Genomic DNA, 19,334 nt, shown 5'->3' with positions numbered 1-19,334 from the left:
CCGGGCGGTGGGCATGGCGCGGCTGCACCGGCTGCTCGACCGCCTGCCGGTCGAGGCGCTGCACACGCTGGCCGACCCGGCCTGGCTCGACGGCATCGGCTGCCGCACGCTGGGCGAGGTGCGGCGCCTGCCGCGCGCCGGCCTGACCCGGCGGCTGGGCCCGGCGCTGCTGGCGCGGCTGGACCAGGCCTATGGCGAGGCCCCGGCGCGCTTTGCCTGGTACGCGGCGCCGCCCACGTTCGCGCAGCGCATGGACCTGCCCGGGCGCATCGAATCCGCCGAAGGCGTGCTGGCCGGCGCGCAGCGCCTGCTGCTGGCGCTGGCCGGCTGGCTGGCGCTGCTGCAGGCCGGCGTCACGCGCTGCGCGCTGGTGCTGGAGCATGAGCGCTACCGGCGCGGCGTCGATACCGAAGGGACGCCGGTCGCGCTCGGCCTCGCCCAGCCCAGCCGCGATCCCGCGCACCTGTCGCGGCTGCTGCGCGAAAAGCTCGACAAGCTCAACTTCCACGCCCCGGTCACCGGCCTGGCGCTGCGCGTGGAAGCGATGCAGGCCTGCGTGCCGCAGAGCGACGCGCTGTTCCCAGAGCCCGGCGGCTCGCCGGAAGACCTGGGCCGCCTGCTCGATACGCTGATGGCGCGGCTGGGCCGTGACAACGTGCTGCAGCCGCGGCCCTTGGCCGACCACCGTCCCGAGCGCGCCAACCGCTGGGTGCCGGTCGACGAACCGCAGCCCGGTGGCAAGGCTGGCGGCATGCCCGGCCCGCTGCCGGAGCGCCCGCTGTGGCTGCTGCCGCAACCGCTGCCGCTGCCGGTGCAGCAGCACCGCCCCAGCCACGGCGGGCCGCTGGCGCTGCTGAGCCGGCCCGAGCGCATCGAGGCCGGCTGGTGGGACGGTGCATTAGCCACGCGCGATTACTTCATCGCCGAGCGCGCCGACGGCCTGCGCTGCTGGATCTATCGCGAGCGCCCCGGCCATGGCGCGGACGAGGGCAGCGAGTACCGCTGGTTCCTGCACGGGCTGTTCGCATGACGCCGGTGATCCCTTCGCTGCCCGGCCTGCTGCCGGCGCTTCCGGACTACGTGGAGCTGCACTGCATCTCCAACTTCAGCTTCCTCACCGGCGCCTCGCACCCGGGCGAGCTGATCGAACGCGCCTTCGGCCTGGGCTACCGCGGGCTGGCGCTGACGGATGAATGCTCGGTGGCCGGCACCGCGCGCGCGCACGATGCGATCCAGACGCTGCGCAAGCGCCTGCACGACGCGGTGACACGCAGCGCGGCGCGCGGCGCGGAGGCGGACATCGACGAGCCGCTGCTCGATCCCGAAGGCGACGCCGATACCGGCGAGGACGACCCTGCCGCGCACGCCAGCCGCCACCAGCGGTTGCAGGCGCTGGCCGCCGCCGCCGACGGCTTCGCGTTGCTGATCGGCAGCCGCTTCAGCCTGCCGCCGGCCGATGGCTCCGAACGCCCCGACCGCCCGCCGCTGCGGCTGGTGCTGATCGCCCGGCACCGCGACGGTTTCGGCAACCTGTCCGAATTGATCACGCTGGGCCGCCGCCGCGCGCAGAAGGGCAGCTACCGGTTGCACCCCGAGGACATCGCCGCGCCGACCGGCGACGAAGCCCACCTGCGCGGCATGCCGGGCTGCCTGGCGCTGCTGCTGCCCGACTATTGCGCCGATCCCGAACAGCTGCGCGAACAGGCGCAGTGGTGCCGCGACGTCTTCGGCGAGCGCGCATGGATCGCACTGGAGCTGCTGCAAGGCCATGCCGACGGCTTGCACCGCGCGCGCCTGGAAGCCGTGTCGGCGCAGACCGGCGTGCCGCTGGCCGCCGCCGGCGCGGTCACCATGCACGTGCGCTCGCGCAAGCCGCTGTCGGACGTGATGACCGCGATCCGGCTCGGCCAGCCGCTGGCCGAATGCGGCATGGCGCTGGCGCCCAATGCCGAGCAGCACCTGCGCATGCGCCAGGTGCTGTCGCGCCTGTACCCGCGCGATGCGCTGGCGCAGACGCTGAAGATTGCCGCGCAGTGTGATTTCTCGCTGGGCATGCTGCGTTATGAATATCCCGAGGAACTGGTGCCGCCGGGCTTCACGCCGATCTCTTACCTGCGCGAGGAAGTGAAGCGCGGCAAGGCCGAACGTTTTCCCAATGGCCTGAAGCCGGAATGGGAAAAGCAACTGGAGGAAGAGCTGCAGCTGATCGAGGAAAAACAGTACGAGCCCTTCTTTCTCACCGTGCACGACATCGTGCGCTTTGCCCGCGCCAACGGCATCCTGTGCCAGGGCCGCGGTTCGGCCGCCAACTCGCTGGTGTGCTTCTGCCTGTATGTGACCGAGGTCAGTCCCGAGCAGGCCAACCTGCTGTTCGGCCGCTTCCTGTCGCGCGAGCGCGATGAGCCGCCCGATATCGACGTCGACTTCGAGCACCAGCGGCGGGAGGAGGTGATCCAGTACATCTACCAGAAGTACGGCCGCCACCGTGCTGCGCTGGCGGCGTCGCTGATCACTTACCGTTCGCGCAGCGCGCTGCGCGACGTTGGCCGCGCGCTGGGCATCGACGCCAGCGTGGTCGAGCAGGTGGTCAAGGGCCAGGCCTGGTGGGACGGCCCCGGCTTCGTGGAGAAGATCGCGCGCTACGGGCTCGATCCCGACTCGCCGGCAGTGCAGCAGTGGGCCAGCCTGACCGCGCAGCTGCGCGGCTTTCCGCGCCATCTGTCGCAGCACGTGGGTGGCTTCGTGATTGCGCGCCACAAGCTGTCGCGGCTGGTGCCGATCGAGAATGCGGCCATGGCGGACCGCAGCGTGATCCAGTGGGACAAGGATGATCTGGAATCGCTGGGCCTGCTCAAGGTCGATGTGCTGGCGCTGGGCATGCTGTCGGCGATCCGGCGCGCGCTGGAGATGATTCCCAACCCTGACAAGACGCGTGTGGGATTGCCTGCGCGCATGGAAGACATCCCCAAGGAAGACCCGGAAACCTACGACATGATCTGCAAGGCCGACACCATCGGCGTGTTCCAGATCGAATCGCGCGCGCAGCAGTCGATGCTGCCACGATTGCAGCCACGCGCGTATTACGACCTGGTGGTGGAAGTGGCGATCGTGCGCCCCGGCCCGATCCAGGGCGGCATGGTCCACCCTTACCTGAAGCGGCGCGAGGCGTTCCGCTTGACGAAGAAGCTGCCGGTCTACTTCAACGCCGTGATCGAGAAGGTGCTGGGCCGCACGCTGGGCGTGCCGATCTTCCAGGAGCAGGTGATGCAGCTGGCCATCGACGCAGCCGGTTTCTCGCCGGGACAGGCCGACCAGCTGCGGCGCTCGATGGCCGCGTGGCGGCGGCGCGGCGATCTGCGCCAGCACCAGGACGCGCTGGTGCGCGCGCTGACCGGCAATGGCTATCCGGAATCGTTTGCGCTGGCGATCTGCAAGCAGATCGAGGGGTTTGGCGAATACGGCTTCCCGGAGAGCCATGCGGCCAGTTTTGCCAAGCTGGTGTATGTCAGCTCGTGGCTCAAATGCCACCATCCGGCGGCTTTCCTGTGCGCGCTGCTGAACAGCCAGCCGATGGGATTCTATTCGCCGTCGCAGCTGGTGCAGGATGCGCAGCGGCATGATGTGGTGGTCTTGCCGGTGGACGTCACGTCGAGCCGGTGGGAAAGCACGCTGGAGCCGGTGGAGGCCGATGCCGCGCAAACGCATCCGCGCGTGCGCCTCGGCCTGAGCCGCGCCAAGGGCATGCGCGAGGAGGCCGCGCGGCGGATCGAGGATGCGCGTGCGCAGCGTGCGTTCGACAGCGTGGAAGACCTGGCGCTGCGTGCCGCGCTGGATCGGCATGATATCGACGTGCTGGCCGCTTCAGACGCGTTGGCGCCGCTTGCGGGTCATCGTCGGCAGGCGCGGTGGCAGGCACGCGCGGCGGCCGAGCATGCGGCGCACCGCGATCTGCTGTACGAGGCGCCGCCGGCGGAAGATGCGCTCGTGCTGCCTGCGCCGCGGCTGGGAGAGGATGTGACGGCGGACTACGCCAGCCTCGGGCTCTCGCTCAAGTCGCATCCGCTGGCGTTGTTGCGGGACAGGTTGAAGGCGATGCGGTTTGCTACCGCGAGTCAGCTGCAGCGCTGTGGCAATGGGCGGCGGGTGAGGGCTTGCGGGATTGTCACGGTGCGGCAGCGGCCTGCTACGGCCAGTGGAACTATTTTTGCGACGATCGAGGATGAGACTGGTACGGTCAATCTGATCTTATGGCCGGATCTGGTGGAAAGGCAGCGGAAGGAGGTGTTGGGGGCTACGTTGCTGGGGGTAGTGGGGACCTGGCAGCGGCAGGGGGACGTGCGGCACCTTGTGGCTAAGGAACTGGTGGATCTTAGTCCTTTGCTGGGGAGGTTGATGGTGGGGAGTCGGGATTTTCATTGAGGTTTTTGTTTTTTTGGCCTGCGGCCTGCATCTGGTGGATATTTGATGCTCCCCGTTCCGCCCTAAAGGGCGGGTAACTCTTTGTCCGAGCGACAAAGAGTCACCAGAAAGCGCGTTTACTGCCCTGCGGGCGGCTACTCTTATCGTAGTGTGCTTCGGCTTTCGTACGGGGCTTTGCTTCGTTGCAGGGCTGGACTGCCTGACGCCGTGGTGCGCCATGGTGGCTTGGGATTGACGTGATGTTTGAACGAGCCCAGAGCTGTGGGTGGCCCCTGCTGTGTGTGTCATCGCAGGAACGCCTACGGCTGCGCTGCGCGCCGGCAGCATCTCAGGTCAGGGGCTCTGGCACGCAACGCCTCGCTGCGCTCGCTTGACGCTATCGCCGATGAGCCCTCGTGCCTGTCCCCGCCCGCTTGTTTGCGCCCCTCTCCCGCGCGCGGGAGAGGGGCGGGGGAGAGGGCCAGAGTCTCCACGAAGTGGAACTCCCTTCGCACACCCTGCCTTGAATCAGCGTTGCAAGCTCTCGCTAGACAAGCGCTTGCAGCCGATCAACGCTCTTGTCGATCTGTTGCTTGAGCGGCAACAGTAGCGCATGCAGGCCGATACTGTCGACACGGGTATCGCTCTGCAAATCGAGCAAAGTCAAGACGGATTGAAACCCAGCGCTAATCCGCAGAAGATCATCGCTAGCTTGGACAATGTGCTCCTCGATCGTGACGGTCTTTCTCGATGACGGCGGTTCAGTACCGGCGAGCCGGCGGGCGAGGGCGCGATCAGCCTTGGCTCGGCTACTCGCAAGCTCGGCTTGGTCTTGGATGAGGGTTGGCTCTTTTGGAGCCCGGCTGGTGCTTTGCATGGCAACCTCCGAGTTAGAGATGGAGGCTCGCCGTCCGCTGCTAATCGGGTGGGCGAGCACAGGGCAGGGTTAGCAGACCGGGACACTCGGAAACCGGCGAGCCCAAAGGCTCCCCAGCCAAGGCTCGCCCATTGAGCAAAGGGCGTGCGAAGGCATGCCGAAGAAGGCTGAATGTGCAACCCTCTTCGATGAGTGTTCGACAGGCTGCTAAACCTGGTCGCTGTTGTCTTGGCGACGAACCATTCTCAAACACCCGCACTTAACCGGTCAATGAGCCTGACCAAGCGGAAACGAATTTTGACATACGAAGGCCGTTTAAGCATTTCTTCGGCTGCAGGGCCCTCTCCCCCGGCCCCTCTCCCGCAGGCGGGAGAGGGGAGCAAACAAGCGGGCGGGGACAGGCACGAGGGCTCGCGTCCCATGCCAATGGACAGCATGCTCGAGTTTTATAATTGCCGCGCCCCGACGTCAGTCCAGCAACTTGTCAAGCGTCAGCGGCAGGTCACGCACACGCCGTCCAGTCGCGTGGTACACAGCATTGGCAATGGCCGCGGCCACCCCCACGATGCCGATTTCACCGATACCCTTGGTGCCCAGCGCATTGATATGCGGATCGTGCCCGTCCAGCATGTCGACCTCGATCTCCCCCACGTCGGCGCTGACCGGTACATGGTATTCGGCGAGGTTGGCATTGGCCACGCGGCCGGTGGCGAGGTCCAGTTCGCTTTTCTCATGCAGCGCCATGCCGATGCCCCAGACGATGCCGCCCACCAGCTGGCTATGCGCTGTCTTGCGGTTCAGCACGCGGCCCACGTCGTAGCAGCCGGCCACGCGATGCACGCGGACCTCGCCCAGGTCGGGATCGACATGCACTTCGGCAAAGACCGCGCCGAAGGCGTGCATCGAGTATTGCTTGCGCTCATCGCCCGGCCTGGCGCTGGCGTGGGCCTCGACAGGCTGGCCGCCGGCGCGCGTGACGGCGGCGCCGACCGGCTCGCGGCGCGACGGGTCGCCGCGCAGCCGCAGCCAGCCGTCCACGACCTCCACGTCATCCGGGCGAGCGCCGGAGAACGGCGAGGCGGGATCGGCCACGGCCAGCGCCACCAGCTTGCCGCGCGCGGCGGCGCAGGCCTGCTGCACCGCCGGCGCGACGCTGGCTGCCGACTGCGATCCGCCCGAGACCGGCGCCTCCGGGAAATCCGTATCGCCCAGTTCAAAGCGCACGCGCTCCAGCGGCAGGCCGAGCGCGTCGGCCGCCACCTGCGTCATCACGGTATAGGTGCCGGTGCCAAGGTCCTGCGAGCCGCTGCGCACCAGCGCGGTCCCGTCCGGCAGGATGCGCGCCAGCGCGCTCGCGCCCGAACGGTTGGCAGGGTAGGTGGCGGTGGCCATTCCCAGGCCCACCAGCTTGCCGCCGGCCTGCATCGAACGCGGCTTCGGATTGCGGCGCGACCAATCAAAGCGCTCGGCCGCCACGCGATAGCATTCGCGCAGCGATTTGCTGGAGAAGGGCTTCTGCTTGTGCGGATCGGTATCGGCGTGGTTGCGCAGGCGCAACTCAAGCGGATCGATGCCGAGCCGATCGGCCAGTTCATCCAGCGCGCACTCCAACGCGAAGCTTCCCGGCGCCTCGCCCGGCGCGCGCATGAAGGTCATGGTGCCGACCTGCAGCCGGGCCACCCGGTGGCTGGTTTGCAGGTTGGGGCATGCGTAGAGCGAGCGCGTCAGCACGGCGCAAGTCTCGAGCCATTCCTCGAGTTGTGCGCTGCTGACGACGACGTCGTGGCGCATCGCCTGCAGGCGGCCATCGCCGCCGGCAGCGGCGAGTACGCGCTGTTCGGTGACAGGCCGCGCGCCCACCGGCCCGAACATCTGCACGCGCTCGATTACCAGCTTGACCGGCCTGCCGGCCGCGCGCGCCGCCATGGCCGCCAGCACCACGTGCGACCACATCGAACCCTTGCAGCCGAAGCCGCCGCCGACGAAGGGGCAGCGCACGCGCACCTTGCCGGCCGGGATGCCGAACGTGGCCGCTACCGCCTTGCGCACGCCGCTGACGTACTGGGTGGAGTCGTACAGCGTCAGGTTGTCGTCGTCCCAGGCGGCGATGGTGGCATGCGGTTCCATCGGGTTGTGGTGCTCCATCGGCGTGGTGTAAACCGCGTCGACCGTCGCGCTCGCTGAATGCAGCGCGGCGTCGACATCGCCGCGATGGCTGTCGGCCTCGCCAGCGTCTTCGCCCCGCGGCCTGGCGGCGTGCAGGCGCGCCTGCGCGAAATCCAGCACGGCCGGCTGCTCGCGGTAGCGGACCACCAGCCGCGCCGCCGCATCGCGCGCCTGGTCCAGCGTATCGGCCACGACCACGGCGATGGGCTGGTTGTTGTAGTGGACCGCGGTGTCCTGCAGCAGCGTCATTACGTGTCCGGCGGTCGGCGTATCTGCCCCGGCCTTGCCGCCCCTGGGCAGCTTCGGCGCGTTGAAGGGCGTCATGACCAGCCGGACGCCGGGCAACTGCTGGCACGCGGCGCTGTCGATCGATTCCACCTTGCCATGCGGGATAGTGCTGGTGACCATCACCGCGTGGACCAGTCCCGGCAGGACATGGTCGGCCGTGTAGCGTGCGCGGCCGGTGACCTTGAGCACGCCGTCGGTGCGGTCGATGGGAGCGCCGGTAACGCTCATTGCAATGCTCCTTCAGGCGCCTTGCGGGCGGGCTGCCACCTGCAGCGCGCGCACCACGGCGCGTTGCGCCAGCCCGACCTTGAAGGCGTTGTGCTCATACGACCGGGCGCCGTCGAGCAACAGGCGGGCGGCTTCTGCCGCGCTGTGCGCGCTCAGCGGCCGGCCGGTCAGCGCCTGCTCGGCGCCGGGCACGCGCCAGGGCTTGTGTGCCACGCCGCCCAGCGCAATCCGCGCGCTGCGCACGGTATGGCCGGAAAATTCCAGCGCCGCGGCCACCGAGACCAGCGCGAAGGCGAAACTGGACCGGTCGCGCACCTTCAGGTAGTGCGCATGCGCGGCGTAGGGCGAGGGCGGCAGTTCCAGCGCCACGACCAGTTCGCCGGGCGCCAGCGTCGTGTCGATCTCGGGCTTGTCTTCCGGCAAGCGATGGAAGTCGGCGATCCTGATGCGGCGCTCGCCGCCGGGCGCGCGCACGACAATGACGGCCTCCAGCGCGGCCAGCGCCACGCACATGTCGGACGGATGCACGGCGATGCAATGCTCGCTCGCGCCAAGGATCGCGTGCATGCGGTTGATGCCGTCGAGCGCACCGCAGCCCGAGCCTGGCTTGCGCTTGTTGCAGGCCGGGAAGCCCGTGTCGTAGAAATAGTGGCAGCGCGTGCGTTGCAGCAGGTTGCCGCCGAGGGTGGCCATATTGCGCAGCTGCCCGGACGCGCCGGACAAGAGCGCCTGTGCCAGCAGCGGGTACTGCTCGCGCACCGGCCGCAGGTTGGCCGCGTCGGTGTTGGTAAGCGTCGCGCCGATGCGCAGGCCGCCGTCTGGCAGCGCCTCGACCCGCGCCAGCGGCAGGCGGCTCACGTCGACCAGCTGTCGCGGCGTTTCGACACCAGCCTTGACCAGGTCGATCAGATTGGTGCCGCCGCCGATATAGCGCGCGCCCGGCTGGCTGCCCAGCCGCAGCGCTTCGTCAATGGTGTCGGGCCGCGCGTAGGAGAATGGCTGCATGCCGCGGCCTCAGTGCGCGCCTGGCTTGCCGCCGGCCTCGCGGATCGCGGCGACGATCTTGGGATAGGCGCCGCAGCGGCACAGGTTGCCGCTCATGCGCTCGCGGATCTCGTCGTCGCCAAGCGGCAGCGTGGGCGCTGCCAGCGGCCGCACCGCGCTGGCCTCGCCGGCGCGCGCCTCGGCCAGCATGCCGACGGCCGAGCAGATCTGCCCCGGCGTGCAGAAGCCGCACTGCAGTGCGTCATGCGCGACAAAGGCTGCCTGCACCGGGTGCAGCGCGTTGCCGCCGGACAGGCCTTCGATGGTGGTAAGGTCGCGGCCCTCCTGCATCACCGCCAGCGTCAGGCAGGCCTGGATGCGGCGCCCGTCGCTGAGCACCGTGCAGGCGCCGCACTGGCCGCGGTCGCAGCCTTTCTTGGTGCCGGTCAGGTGCATCACTTCGCGCAGCGTGTCGAGCAATGTGGCGCGTGGCTCGAGTTGCAGGGTGTGGGACTGGCCGTTGATCCTGAGCGTGACGGGTCGCGCGCCACTGCCTGCGGGCGCGGTGGCATCGCGCCGGGAGGGCTCCTTGTGTTCGGACATCGTGCTGGCCTCTTGTGGACTGGGCGGCACCACGGGGATGGCGTCGCGCCTGATAGTGCAGCAAGAAGGACAGCAAATTCGGTGCCCGTCGGCGGGGCAGGCTTGTACCAGCAGTGGCAGGGAAGCGGGGCCGCCGCGTGCGTCATAACTCCACGTGGGCTTGTAGAAATTACGCTCGCGCCAGCCGGCCAGCAAAAAGAAAAGCGGCGCACAATGGCGCCGCCCCTGGCATTGTTTGCGAAACCGGAAAGGCTTAGCCCTTCAGCACGCTGCCGATGGCCTTCGCCACGATGCCCACGTTGCGCTCGTTCAGGCCGGCCACGCACATGCGGCCGGAGCGCAGCAGGTAGACACCGTGCTGCTCGCGCAGGCGCTCGGCCTGGTCGGCGCTCAGGCCGGTGTAGGTGAACATGCCGCGCTGCGTCAGGTAGCGCGACAGCGCCTCGCCGCTGACATGGTCGCGCAGGTTGTGGTGGATCGCTTCACGCATGCGCGCGATGCGGCCGCACATCTGGGCCAGTTCTTCTTCCCACAGCTGGCGCAGCTCGGGCGTGGTGAGCACCTTGGCCACCACGCGCGCGCCGTGCGTCGGCGGGTTGCTGTAGTTGGCACGCACCGCGCCGGTCAGCTGGCCGAGCACGTTGGCGGCTTCGCCGGCGGTGTTGCAGAACACGCTCAGGCCGCCGCAGCGCTCGCCATACAGCGAGAAGTTCTTCGAGAACGAATTGGCCACCAGGCAAGGCACGTCCTGCGCCACCAGTTCGCGGATCGCAAAGGCGTCGTCCTCCAGGCCGGCGCCGAAGCCTTGGTAGGCCATGTCGACGAAGGGCAGCAGGTTGTTGGCCTTGACCAGCGCGATCAGCTGGCGCCACTGGTCCTGGTTCAGGTCCACGCCGGTCGGGTTGTGGCAGCAGGCGTGCAGCAGCACGATGCTCTGCGCGGGGATGGCGCGCAGCGCTTCCATCATCGCGTCGAACTTCAGGCCGCCGGTGGCGTCGTCGTAGTACGGGTAGGTGTTGACCGTGAACCCCGCGCGCTCGAACACCACGCGATGGTTTTCCCAGCTCGGGTCGCTGATCCAGACCTGCGACTGCGGGTAGTAGCGCTTGAGGAAGTCCGCGCCCACGCGCAGCGCGCCGGAGCCGCCCAGCGTCTGCAGCGTGGCGATGCGGCCGGCGGCGCGCGCCGGCGAGTCTTCGCCGAACACCAGCGCCTGCACCGCGCTGCGGTAGCCCGCCAGGCCCGACATCGGCAGGTAGGGGCGCGGGCCCATGTCGGCCAGCAGCGCGGCTTCGGCCTTGGCAACCGCCTGCATCACCGGCAGGCGGCCGTCATCGTCAAAGTAGATGCCGATGCTCAGGTTGACCTTGTCGGTGCGGGGATCTTTCTGGAAGTCCTCGTTGAGCGAGAGGATGGGGTCGCCGGGGAAGGCTTCGATGTGTGCGAACATGGGATGCGATGGAATCAGGTCGGAGAGGGCTGCTGCGTGGCGCAGGCAGGCGCCGGGCACCGCGCAGCAAGGATTCTAACCGGCGGCGCCCGCGGTTTGCAGGCGCCGCACTGGCCGTTCAGCGCAACTGCTGGGCGGCGACGCCGTCCTGCAGCAAGGCGGCTGCTTTCTTCTGGCGCACCAGGTAGCTGACGCCGAGCACCACCAGCCACACCGGGATCAGGTAGACGGAAAGGCGCAGGCCTTCGGTCAGGTACATCACCACCAGGATGCCGCCCAGGAACACCAGGCACAGGTAGTTGGTCAGCGGGTAGCCCCAGCTCTGGAACTTCGTGGCCTGGCCGGCGCGGCGCTTGTCGGCGCGGAACTTCAGGTGAATCAGGCTGATCATGGCCCAGTTGATGATCAGGGCCGACACCACCAGGCCCATCAGCAGCTCAAAGGCCTTGCCCGGCATGAAGTAGTTGATCACCACGCACACCGCGGTGGCCAGCGCCGAGAAGGCCAGCGCCGTCAGCGGGATGCCGCGCTTGTTGACCTTCAGCAGCGCCTTGGGCGCATTGCCCTGCTGGGCCAGGCCGTACAGCATGCGGCTGTTGCAGTACACGCCGCTGTTGTAGACCGACAGCGCCGCGGTCAGCACCACCACGTTCAGCACGTTGGCAACCCAGTTGCTGTTCAGCGCATGGAAGATCAGCACGAACGGGCTGCCCCCGGTGACTACGTTCTCCCACGGGTACAGCGACAGCAGCACTGCCAGCGCGCCCACATAGAAGATCAGGATGCGGTAGATCACCTGGTTGGTGGCCTTGGGAATGGTCTTCTCGGGCGAATCCGCTTCCGCTGCGGTAATGCCCACCAGCTCGAGCCCGCCGAACGAGAACATGATCACCGCCATGGCCATCACCAGGCCGCCCATGCCGTTGGGGAAGAAGCCGCCGTGCTGCCACAGGTTGGCCACGCTGGCCTGCGGGCCGGCATTGCCCGACATCAGCAGGTAGCCACCGAAGCCGATCATGCCGATGATGGCCGCGACCTTGATGATCGAGAACCAGAATTCCATCTCGCCGAAGGACTTCACGCTCGACAGGTTGATCGCGTTGATCACCAGGAAGAACACCAGCGCCGAGACCCAGGTCGGGATTTCCGGCCACCAGTACTGCACGTAGATGCCGACGGCGGACAGTTCGGCCATGCTCACCAGGATGTACAGCACCCAGTAGTTCCAGCCGGAGAGAAAGCCGGCGAAGTGGCCGCAGTACTTGTCGGCGAAGTAGCTGAAGGAGCCGGCGACAGGCTCGTCCACCACCATCTCGCCGAGCTGGCGCATGATGAAGAACGCCACGATGCCGGCGATCGCGTAGCCCAGCAGGACCGAGGGGCCTGCCATCTTGATGGTCTGGGCGATGCCCAGGAAAAGGCCGGTGCCGATGGCGCCGCCCAGCGCGATCAGCTGGATATGCCGGTTCTTCAGGCCACGCTTGAGCGTGCCGTCATTGCTGCTTGCATGCATTCAGTTGTTTCCTCTACCCATTCTCATGGAATGCGGGCCCGCGCCTCTGGCTGTTTGGAGTCGGACGCTTGGGCCGGGGGGACGCAACCACCCGCGCGGCAGGGTGACTGCCGCGTGAGTGGTTCGCTTACCGGAACCGGCTGGTGCCTGGCACAGGCGGCCGGTCAGTGAAGGCCAATGCCGGTCAGGCCTCGACCTTGAGCGTGCCGCGTTCGATCTGGTCGCGTTCCAGCGACTCGAACAGCGCCTTGAAGTTGCCTTCGCCGAAGCCTTCGTCGCCGCGGCGCTGGATGAACTCGAAGAACACCGGACCCAGCGCGGTCTTGGAGAAGATCTGCAGCAGCAGGCGGGGCTTGCCGCCTTCCGTGGTGCCGTCCAGCAGGATGCCGCGCGACTTCAGTTGCTCGACGGGCTGGCCGTGGCCGGGCAGGCGCGTGTCCAGCGCTTCGTAGTAGTAGTCGTTCGGCGCGGTCATCAGCGGCACGCCCGCGAGCTGCAGGTTGTCGATGACCTCGATCAGGTTGTCGGTCAGGAAGGCGATGTGCTGGATGCCCTCGCCGTTGAAGGCCATCAGGAACTCTTCGATCTGGCCGGCGCCCTTGGACGATTCCTCGTTCAGCGGAATGCGGATTTTACCATCCGGCGCGGTCATGGCCTTGGAGGTCAGGCCGGTGTACTCGCCCTGGATGTCGAAGTAGCGGATTTCGCGGAAGTTGAACAGCTTTTCATAGAAGTTGGCCCAATAAGCCATGCGGCCACGGTAGACGTTGTGCGTCAGGTGGTCGATCAGCTTGAGGCCGTGGCCGACCGGGTGGCGGTCGACACCCTCGATGAACTCGAAGTCGATGTCATAGATCGACTTGCCTTCCTCGAAGCGGTCGATCAGGTAGAGCGGCGCGCCGCCGATGCCCTTGATCGCGGGCAGGCGCAGTTCCATCGGGCCGGTCGGGATTTCCACCGGTTGCGCGCCCAGTTCCAGTGCGCGGGCATAGGCCTTGTGCGAATCCTTGACGCGGAAGGCCATGCCGCAGGCGCTCGGGCCGTGCTCGGCGGCAAAGTAGGCGGCGTGGCTGTGCGGCTCGCGGTTGACGATGAAGTTCACCTCGCCCTGGCGGTACAGCACCACGTCCTTGGAGCGGTGCTTTGCCACCAGCGTGAAGCCCATCTGCTCGAACAGCGGCTCGAGCACATTAGGGGTGGGCGAGGCGAATTCCACGAATTCGAAGCCCATCAGTTGCATCGGGTTGTCAAACAGGTCGGCCATGGCTTTCTCACTAAGGGGAAACTAAGAGGAGGTTAATGATTGGATCGGTGCGGCGCCCGCAGAGTGCCGTCGGGCAGGACGGGCGCGCGCCGAAGATCGGGATTCCGGTTCAGCGCTCCGCGCCGTTGGCGCTGGCGCCTGGCGTGCCAGGCTGGGAAGGCAGGTTCATGGTCATGGGGGGCGTTCAGAACCGGTCAGTCGGGAAATATTATTGCAGTGGCGACGCTGCCAGGATCGGGTGGCGCCGCCGCCAGTCATGCCGGCGTACCTGGTCTTGGCGCTGGCTTTATGTCGCTGGCTTGGGATGCAGTGTATATTCTGCCCAGCAAAATTGGATTTCGTTAGCCACACAGGGAAACCCTAGCTTATGAAATCAAATTGCTTGAATCTCTGAAGTGAGGAAATCAAAGTGCAAACGATCGAGCTGGACCGTACCGATCGCCGCCTGCTCGCGGTCTTGCAGGAGCGCGCGCGCGCCTCGAACCTGGAGCTGGCCGAGGCAATTGCGCTGTCTCCGGCACAAACGCTGCGGCGCCACCGCCGCCTGGAAGAGGCCGGACTGGTCAAGCGCTACGAAGCGCGGCTGGATGCCGCTGCCCTCGGCCTGGGCGTCGTTGCCTTTATCCACGTGACGATGGAGCGCGGGCATATCCGCGAGCTGTCCAACTTCAAGCGGCTGGTGGCGGAACTGGCGCAGATCCAGGAGTGCTTTTCCGTGACCGGCGATATCGACTATGTGCTGAAGGTGGTCGCGAAGGACCTGAAGGCGTTGTCTGACTTCCTGCTCGATACGCTGATGCGGATCCCGGGCGTCAGCGCGGTCAAGTCCAGCGTCTGCCTGGACGAGATCAAGTGCACCAGCGCCGTGCCGGTGGAAGCCTGAAACCGCGCGGGTTCCCGTTACTCCGGGACCGTGTCGATCCGGTCGCACGCCACGTTCATTGCGCGGCAAACGGCACACCAGGCCGCACAGGAGCCGGGCTTGCCGGCGTTCGGCGCATCTTCGGCGGGCGGCTCGGATCGCACCGCATGCACCGTCATCGACGGCCGCGGCGGCGGAAGGCGGCCGCTGCAGGCGCGTGCCACCGCTTCGTCCAGATCCTGCAGGCCCACCGGCTTGACGATCACCGCATTCATGCCGGCAGCCAGCGCGGCGGTGTGGTCTTCCGCCACGGCACTGGCGGTGCAGCCGACGATGGGCACGTCGCGGACCGCGTCATCACGGCCCCGCACCACACGCGCGAACGCCAGGCCGTCCATCACCGGCATCGCGCAGTCGCAGACCACGACGTCGAACACTGCGCCATCGAGCCTGGCCAGCCCGTCACGGCCGTCCTTCGCGGTAGCCACATGGTGGCCCAGGTACTCCAGCTGGCGCTGCAGCAGCAGGCGGTTGGGCGCGTGGTCGTCGATCACCAGGATGCGGGCATGGCAGCGCGCGCAGCCCGGCATTGGCACCGGCTGCGCCGGCTCGGCAGCGACGGCGTCGGCCAGCGCCAGCGGCAGCGACACCGTCACGCGCGTGCCCTGGCCCGGCTGGCTGGCCAGCGCAATCTGTCCGCCCATCGCGCTCGCCAGGCGCCGGCAGATCGCCAGGCCGAGCCCGGTGCCGCCTGCGTGCGCGCGCGACTGGTCGTGTACCTGCGCGAACGGCTCGAACAGCCGCGCTTGCGCCGCCGGTGGTATGCCGATGCCCGTATCGGTAACAGTCAGCGTCACGCCTTGCTTGCCGTCCTCGGCCGGCTCGGCTTCGAGCTGGATATGGATCGTCCCGCGGTCGGTAAAGCGCACGGCGTTGGACACCAGGTTGCCCAGGATTTGCCGGAAGCGCAGGCCGTCGACCTGGTGCAGCGGCGCGACGCCGGCGCCGGTTTCGCCGGTCAGCGTCAATCCCTTCTGCTCGGCCACGGGACCGAATATCAGCAGGGTGTCGTTGACCAGCGCCGGCAGCGATGCCGGCGCCGGGTGGACGCTGAACTTGCCGGCCTCCATCTTTGACAAGTCCAGGATGTCGTCGATCAGCGCCAGCAGGCCGAGCGCCGACTGATGCGCGGTCACCAGCTGCAGGCGGTCGCGGTCAGGCAGCTGGCATTGCGCCAGTGTCAGCTCCAGCATGCCGGTGATCGCGTTCATCGGCGTGCGGATCTCATGGCTGACCGAAGCCAGGAAGGTGGATTTGGCGCGGTTGGCGGCTTCCGCCTCGGCCTTGGCGAGAGCCAGCTCGGCCAGCATGTCGTGGCGTTCGGTCAGGTCGACGCAGCCGCCCGCGAGGCCCTTGACCTTGCCGTCGGCGCCGCGCAGCGGCGTAATCCAGTTGAGCACATGATGGCTGCGCCCGTCGAGCTGCAGGCAACGGTCCTTTCGCAGCGGCGCGCCATCGTCGAGGACCTTGCGGTAGTCGCGCGCCAGCTCGGCCATGTCGGTGACGATGGGATGCGCATGGCCCGGCGCATCGAGCGGCTGGCCGCGCAGCAGCTCGCGCGTGACGCCGACGAGTTCCTCGTAGCTGCGGTTGCAGGTGATGAGCCGCAGCGAGGCATCGCGCAGGTAGACCGGCTGCGGAATGCCGTCAAGCAGCGCCGACTGGATCGCTATATGGTCGTTCAGCGCGCTCTCGGCCGCGCGGCGCCGGCGAACCTCGCGATGGAGCACGGCGATCCATGCCAGCAGGCATGCACTGAGACCGCAGAACAGCATCGCGGCCCAGCCGTACAGGCGTTCATGGGCAGGCGACGCGGCGCGCAGCGGCGCCATGGTCTGGCCCACGGCGCCGGTCGAGAAAGCGAACAGGACCATCGCGGCCCAACGATGCAACACGGCAATGGCGTGGCGGGGTGGCGATGGGGCGCGGCATGCCGTGCTGGGGGATTTCGAACGGACCGGCAAGCAGGAAAGGAGGGAAAGGCAGGACAGGCGGGGCAAGGCGGACCAGGAAAATGCGGCTGGTATTCACTCTATGAGCCAAGCTGCACCACCTCATTCAGACAATGCCGAAAATGCCTGTGGAAATTTCCGATTCGAGTGCCGACAGTGCCTAACGCGCTGCCAAGGGCGGGCCTGCAGCGGGGATTTAGTGTGCGCCCACGCCGAAGTTATGCATGTCCGGCGACGCTCTCTGCACATTGCGAGTGTGATTGCGGCGCTATGATTCGCCCTGCCAACCGCGATGCCTACGCGCTCCATCCATGCGGCACCGCTCGCGACCGAAACACGGGCCGGCATAGGACAATCAGCACAACCCGCTTGCCCGCTCACGAAGATAGGAAGATTCCTTTCACGCCTCGGAATCTTCAGGTGTATTCGTGGGCAAATGCTGCGCACAATTCTGCAACGCCTGACTTCTTCGCGCCCTTCGCGAAGGCACAGAAAAGTTTGCAATGGAGTAAATGCAGTGGCCACTATCCTGATCGTCGACGATCATCCGCCCGTGCGAGTCGTCCTCAAGACCCACTTGTCCCAGGTGCTGGGCGTCACGCATGTACTGGAAGCAGACAATGGCCAGGCCGCCGTGGAAATCGTGCGGCAGTGTGCGCCCGACGTGGTGATCCTCGACCTGGACATACCGAAGATCAACGGCCTTGACGTGATTCCCCGCCTCAAGGCCGTTCATCCGGGCGTGCGCATCCTGGTGATCTCGGGCCAGGACCAGAATACCTTTGCCCCGCGCGCGCGCCAGGCGGGCGCGCATGGCTTCGTGAGCAAGACCCAGGAGATTTCGGAAATCGTGCGCTGTGCCGAATCGGTGCTGGCGGGCTACACGGTAATGCCCGAACTCGAGGGCGGAAAATCCGAGTTCGGCGATGAGGCATTGCGCCTGGCCAGCCTGTCGGACAAGGAGCTGATTATCATGCAAATGCTGGCGAAAGGGATGAGCAACAAGGAGATTGGGGAAGTCCTGTTTATTTCCAATAAGACTGTCAGCACCCACAAGACGCGGATCATGGAAAAGCTGGGGGCGCGCTCGATCGTGGATGTCATCGATTTTGCGCGGCGCCACCATATTGCGATCGGCTAGCATGGCGGACTTGGTTTCATTCGCATTGCCCAGGGAGTTGCCATGAATTGCGCGCTGCTGATTGCCGCCCTGCACGACGGACAGTGGGCCGCCAGCGTGGCGGCGCTGCTGCCGCGGCTGGGGTTTGCACCGCACCTCGCCGCGCCGGGTTCGGCACTTGCGCAGGCATCGGCCGGCAAGGCCGGGCTGGTCATCGCGGGGCCGGGCGCGCCCGTGCCGCCCACGCTGCTGGAAGGCTGGCATGCCGCCGGCGCGCTGTGCGCGGTCGCGGTACCGCCCGGGAAACCGGCGGACCATGGTGCCTTCGTGGCCCGATTGCCGGTGCCGACAACCGAAGCGGCGATTCTTGCCATGCTGGCCGAGCGCCATTACATTGCGCTCCCTGCGCACGAGGCGGCTGCGATCCCGGCTGCGATTGCCGCGCAGACCCTCGGCGACAAGGGGTTCGCAGCCGAATTGCTGCAGGCGCTGGTGACGTCGGCGCAGGACGACCTGGCACAATTGCGCGCCGCCGGCACCGAACTGGAAACGTGCGGCAGCATCGCACATCGGATGAAATCGTCTGCGCACTATGTCGGTTGCGACTCGCTGCGCGGGCTGGCGCAACGCATGGAAGACGCCGCCCGCGGCGGCGATGCCGGCACGGTGATGGCACTCCGCGCGGTTTTCGAACCGACCTGCGCGCGCCTGGTTGAATTGCTGGCGGCTCTGGCGGCCAGGACATAAGGCCAGGCCAGTTGATGTGATTATCAGGCACGGTGATTTACCGGATTGGCGCAGGCGCGCCGCTTGATTATGCTGGATTGACTGTGGCTGGTTATTCTGGATATCCGGTAATGAATGCCGCCGATTCATTCCGGGTGGGTATGGAAGGATTTTGGCGCGGCAATTCCAGCCAGATTTTCCCTGGCTGGTCGCCGGCATTTTCCGGGGACGGGTCATGAACCATGCGTTGGCGGCATTGCCGGAATCGGCCTTCTATTTCCACCTGGCTGCGGTGGCCCTGCTGCTGCTGTCGTTCTTTTCCGGCCGCGCCATCTTGCAGGTGCTGGCCACACGCGAGGGACGCCGCGAACGGGCGCAGCGCCTGGCCCGCGTTGCCATTGGCCGGCTGGCCGCGCTCGGCGCCATCTGGACGGCGATTGTCTATGGGCACGGCGCATGGGAGCGCGCCGGTGCCCACAACTGCCGGCACCTGCCGGCGGTGGATGCGGCTGTGCCCTACGCCGCGGAATATTGCTACCTGCGCCATGACCGGTTGCTGTTGCGCGTGTATGGCGAAGGGCGGGGCGATGGGCGTAGGGAAGGGCGCGAGCACGTGCTGGCGCACCGCACCATCACCAGCGTCGGTCCGATCCACGTGAGCTGGGATGGCCAGGCGCTGGTTTACGCGTCCCCGGCCGCGGGAACGCAAGGACGGCTGGCGCTGCCACCCACTTGGCGCGACCGGTTGCTGGCGCGGCTGCCCTGAAGCCCTCGCATGGCCTTGCTCGATCAGCAAGGCTGCGGCGGCTTCGACCAGGGCCCCTGGCGGGTACTCGCGCTGCG

General features: G+C 67.2%; 14 protein-coding genes. 6 read left to right on the top strand and 8 right to left on the bottom strand.

Translation table 11 applies throughout. The annotated features are described in order from the left end of the window. Both E1J61_RS06655 and E1J61_RS06650 read left to right on the top strand, forming a co-directional pair. The coding region (locus E1J61_RS06655; RefSeq protein WP_133093330.1) for a DNA polymerase Y family protein at positions 1 to 1,030 on the top strand (1,030 nt) is incomplete at its 5' end. Further along, positions 1,027 to 4,419, top strand: a complete 3,393-nt coding sequence (locus E1J61_RS06650) for an error-prone DNA polymerase (protein WP_133093329.1) — start codon at positions 1,027 to 1,029, stop codon at positions 4,417 to 4,419. The genes E1J61_RS06655 and E1J61_RS06650, both read left to right, overlap by 4 nt. Before the next feature lie 526 nt (positions 4,420 to 4,945). Here the strand turns inward: E1J61_RS06650 and E1J61_RS06645 are convergent. The 7 genes from E1J61_RS06645 to hppD form a co-directional block, all read right to left on the bottom strand. Continuing rightward, entirely contained in the window at positions 4,946 to 5,275 is a 330-nt protein-coding gene (locus E1J61_RS06645) for a DUF1484 family protein (protein ID WP_133093328.1), read from the bottom strand. A gap of 468 nt (positions 5,276 to 5,743) precedes the next feature. Continuing rightward, on the bottom strand, positions 5,744 to 7,957 hold the full coding sequence (locus E1J61_RS06640) for a xanthine dehydrogenase family protein molybdopterin-binding subunit (RefSeq protein WP_133093327.1): 2,214 nt from the start codon (positions 7,955 to 7,957) through the stop codon (positions 5,744 to 5,746). 12 nt (positions 7,958 to 7,969) lie between these two features. Further along, a complete protein-coding gene (locus E1J61_RS06635) occupies positions 7,970 to 8,962 on the bottom strand; it encodes a xanthine dehydrogenase family protein subunit M (RefSeq protein ID WP_133093326.1) in 993 nt (330 codons plus the stop codon). Positions 8,963 to 8,971: 9 nt separating this feature from the next. Next, the gene (locus E1J61_RS06630) at positions 8,972 to 9,544 is read right to left on the bottom strand and encodes a (2Fe-2S)-binding protein (RefSeq protein ID WP_133093325.1); all 573 of its coding nucleotides are present in this window, start codon (positions 9,542 to 9,544) and stop codon (positions 8,972 to 8,974) included. 253 nt (positions 9,545 to 9,797) lie between these two features. Continuing rightward, positions 9,798 to 10,994 carry an amino acid aminotransferase gene (locus tag E1J61_RS06625; protein ID WP_133093324.1) on the bottom strand — a complete coding sequence of 399 codons (1,197 nt, stop codon included), beginning with the start codon at positions 10,992 to 10,994 and terminating at the stop codon, positions 9,798 to 9,800. A 118-nt stretch (positions 10,995 to 11,112) separates the two neighbouring features. Continuing rightward, positions 11,113 to 12,507, bottom strand: coding sequence for an amino acid permease (locus E1J61_RS06620; protein ID WP_133093323.1), 1,395 nt, complete (start codon positions 12,505 to 12,507; stop codon positions 11,113 to 11,115). Positions 12,508 to 12,691: 184 nt separating this feature from the next. Then, positions 12,692 to 13,771 carry a 4-hydroxyphenylpyruvate dioxygenase gene (hppD, locus tag E1J61_RS06615; RefSeq protein ID WP_133093322.1) on the bottom strand — a complete coding sequence of 360 codons (1,080 nt, stop codon included), beginning with the start codon at positions 13,769 to 13,771 and terminating at the stop codon, positions 12,692 to 12,694. Between the two features lie 409 nt (positions 13,772 to 14,180). Here hppD and E1J61_RS06610 point away from each other — a divergent pair, with 409 nt between their 5' ends. Then, positions 14,181 to 14,654, top strand: coding sequence for an Lrp/AsnC family transcriptional regulator (locus tag E1J61_RS06610; RefSeq protein ID WP_063240375.1), 474 nt, complete (start codon positions 14,181 to 14,183; stop codon positions 14,652 to 14,654). 17 nt (positions 14,655 to 14,671) lie between these two features. Here the strand turns inward: E1J61_RS06610 and E1J61_RS06605 are convergent, their stop codons facing one another. Then, positions 14,672 to 16,588: a PAS domain-containing sensor histidine kinase gene (locus tag E1J61_RS06605; RefSeq protein ID WP_243736806.1), complete on the bottom strand. Its 1,917-nt coding sequence runs from the start codon at positions 16,586 to 16,588 to the stop codon at positions 14,672 to 14,674. A gap of 574 nt (positions 16,589 to 17,162) precedes the next feature. On the opposite strand from E1J61_RS06605, the gene E1J61_RS06600 reads away from it, so the two are divergent. The 3 genes from E1J61_RS06600 to E1J61_RS06590 all read left to right on the top strand — a co-directional run bounded on the left by E1J61_RS06600 (position 17,163) and on the right by E1J61_RS06590 (position 19,257). After that, a complete protein-coding gene (locus E1J61_RS06600; protein WP_133093342.1) occupies positions 17,163 to 17,786 on the top strand; it encodes a response regulator transcription factor in 624 nt (207 codons plus the stop codon). A 42-nt stretch (positions 17,787 to 17,828) separates the two neighbouring features. Then, positions 17,829 to 18,512 (top strand): Hpt domain-containing protein, encoded by a 684-nt coding sequence (locus tag E1J61_RS06595; protein WP_133093321.1) that lies wholly within the window; start codon positions 17,829 to 17,831, stop codon positions 18,510 to 18,512. Between the two features lie 214 nt (positions 18,513 to 18,726). Continuing rightward, the gene (locus tag E1J61_RS06590) at positions 18,727 to 19,257 is read left to right on the top strand and encodes a hypothetical protein (RefSeq protein ID WP_133093320.1); all 531 of its coding nucleotides are present in this window, start codon (positions 18,727 to 18,729) and stop codon (positions 19,255 to 19,257) included. Positions 19,258 to 19,334 lie beyond the last annotated feature (77 nt).

The organism is Cupriavidus sp. L7L (assembly GCF_004353535.1).
In the GTDB taxonomy this organism is placed as follows: Bacteria; Pseudomonadota; Gammaproteobacteria; order Burkholderiales; family Burkholderiaceae; genus Cupriavidus; species Cupriavidus oxalaticus_A.
This window is presented reverse-complemented; position numbering and strand designations above follow the sequence as displayed.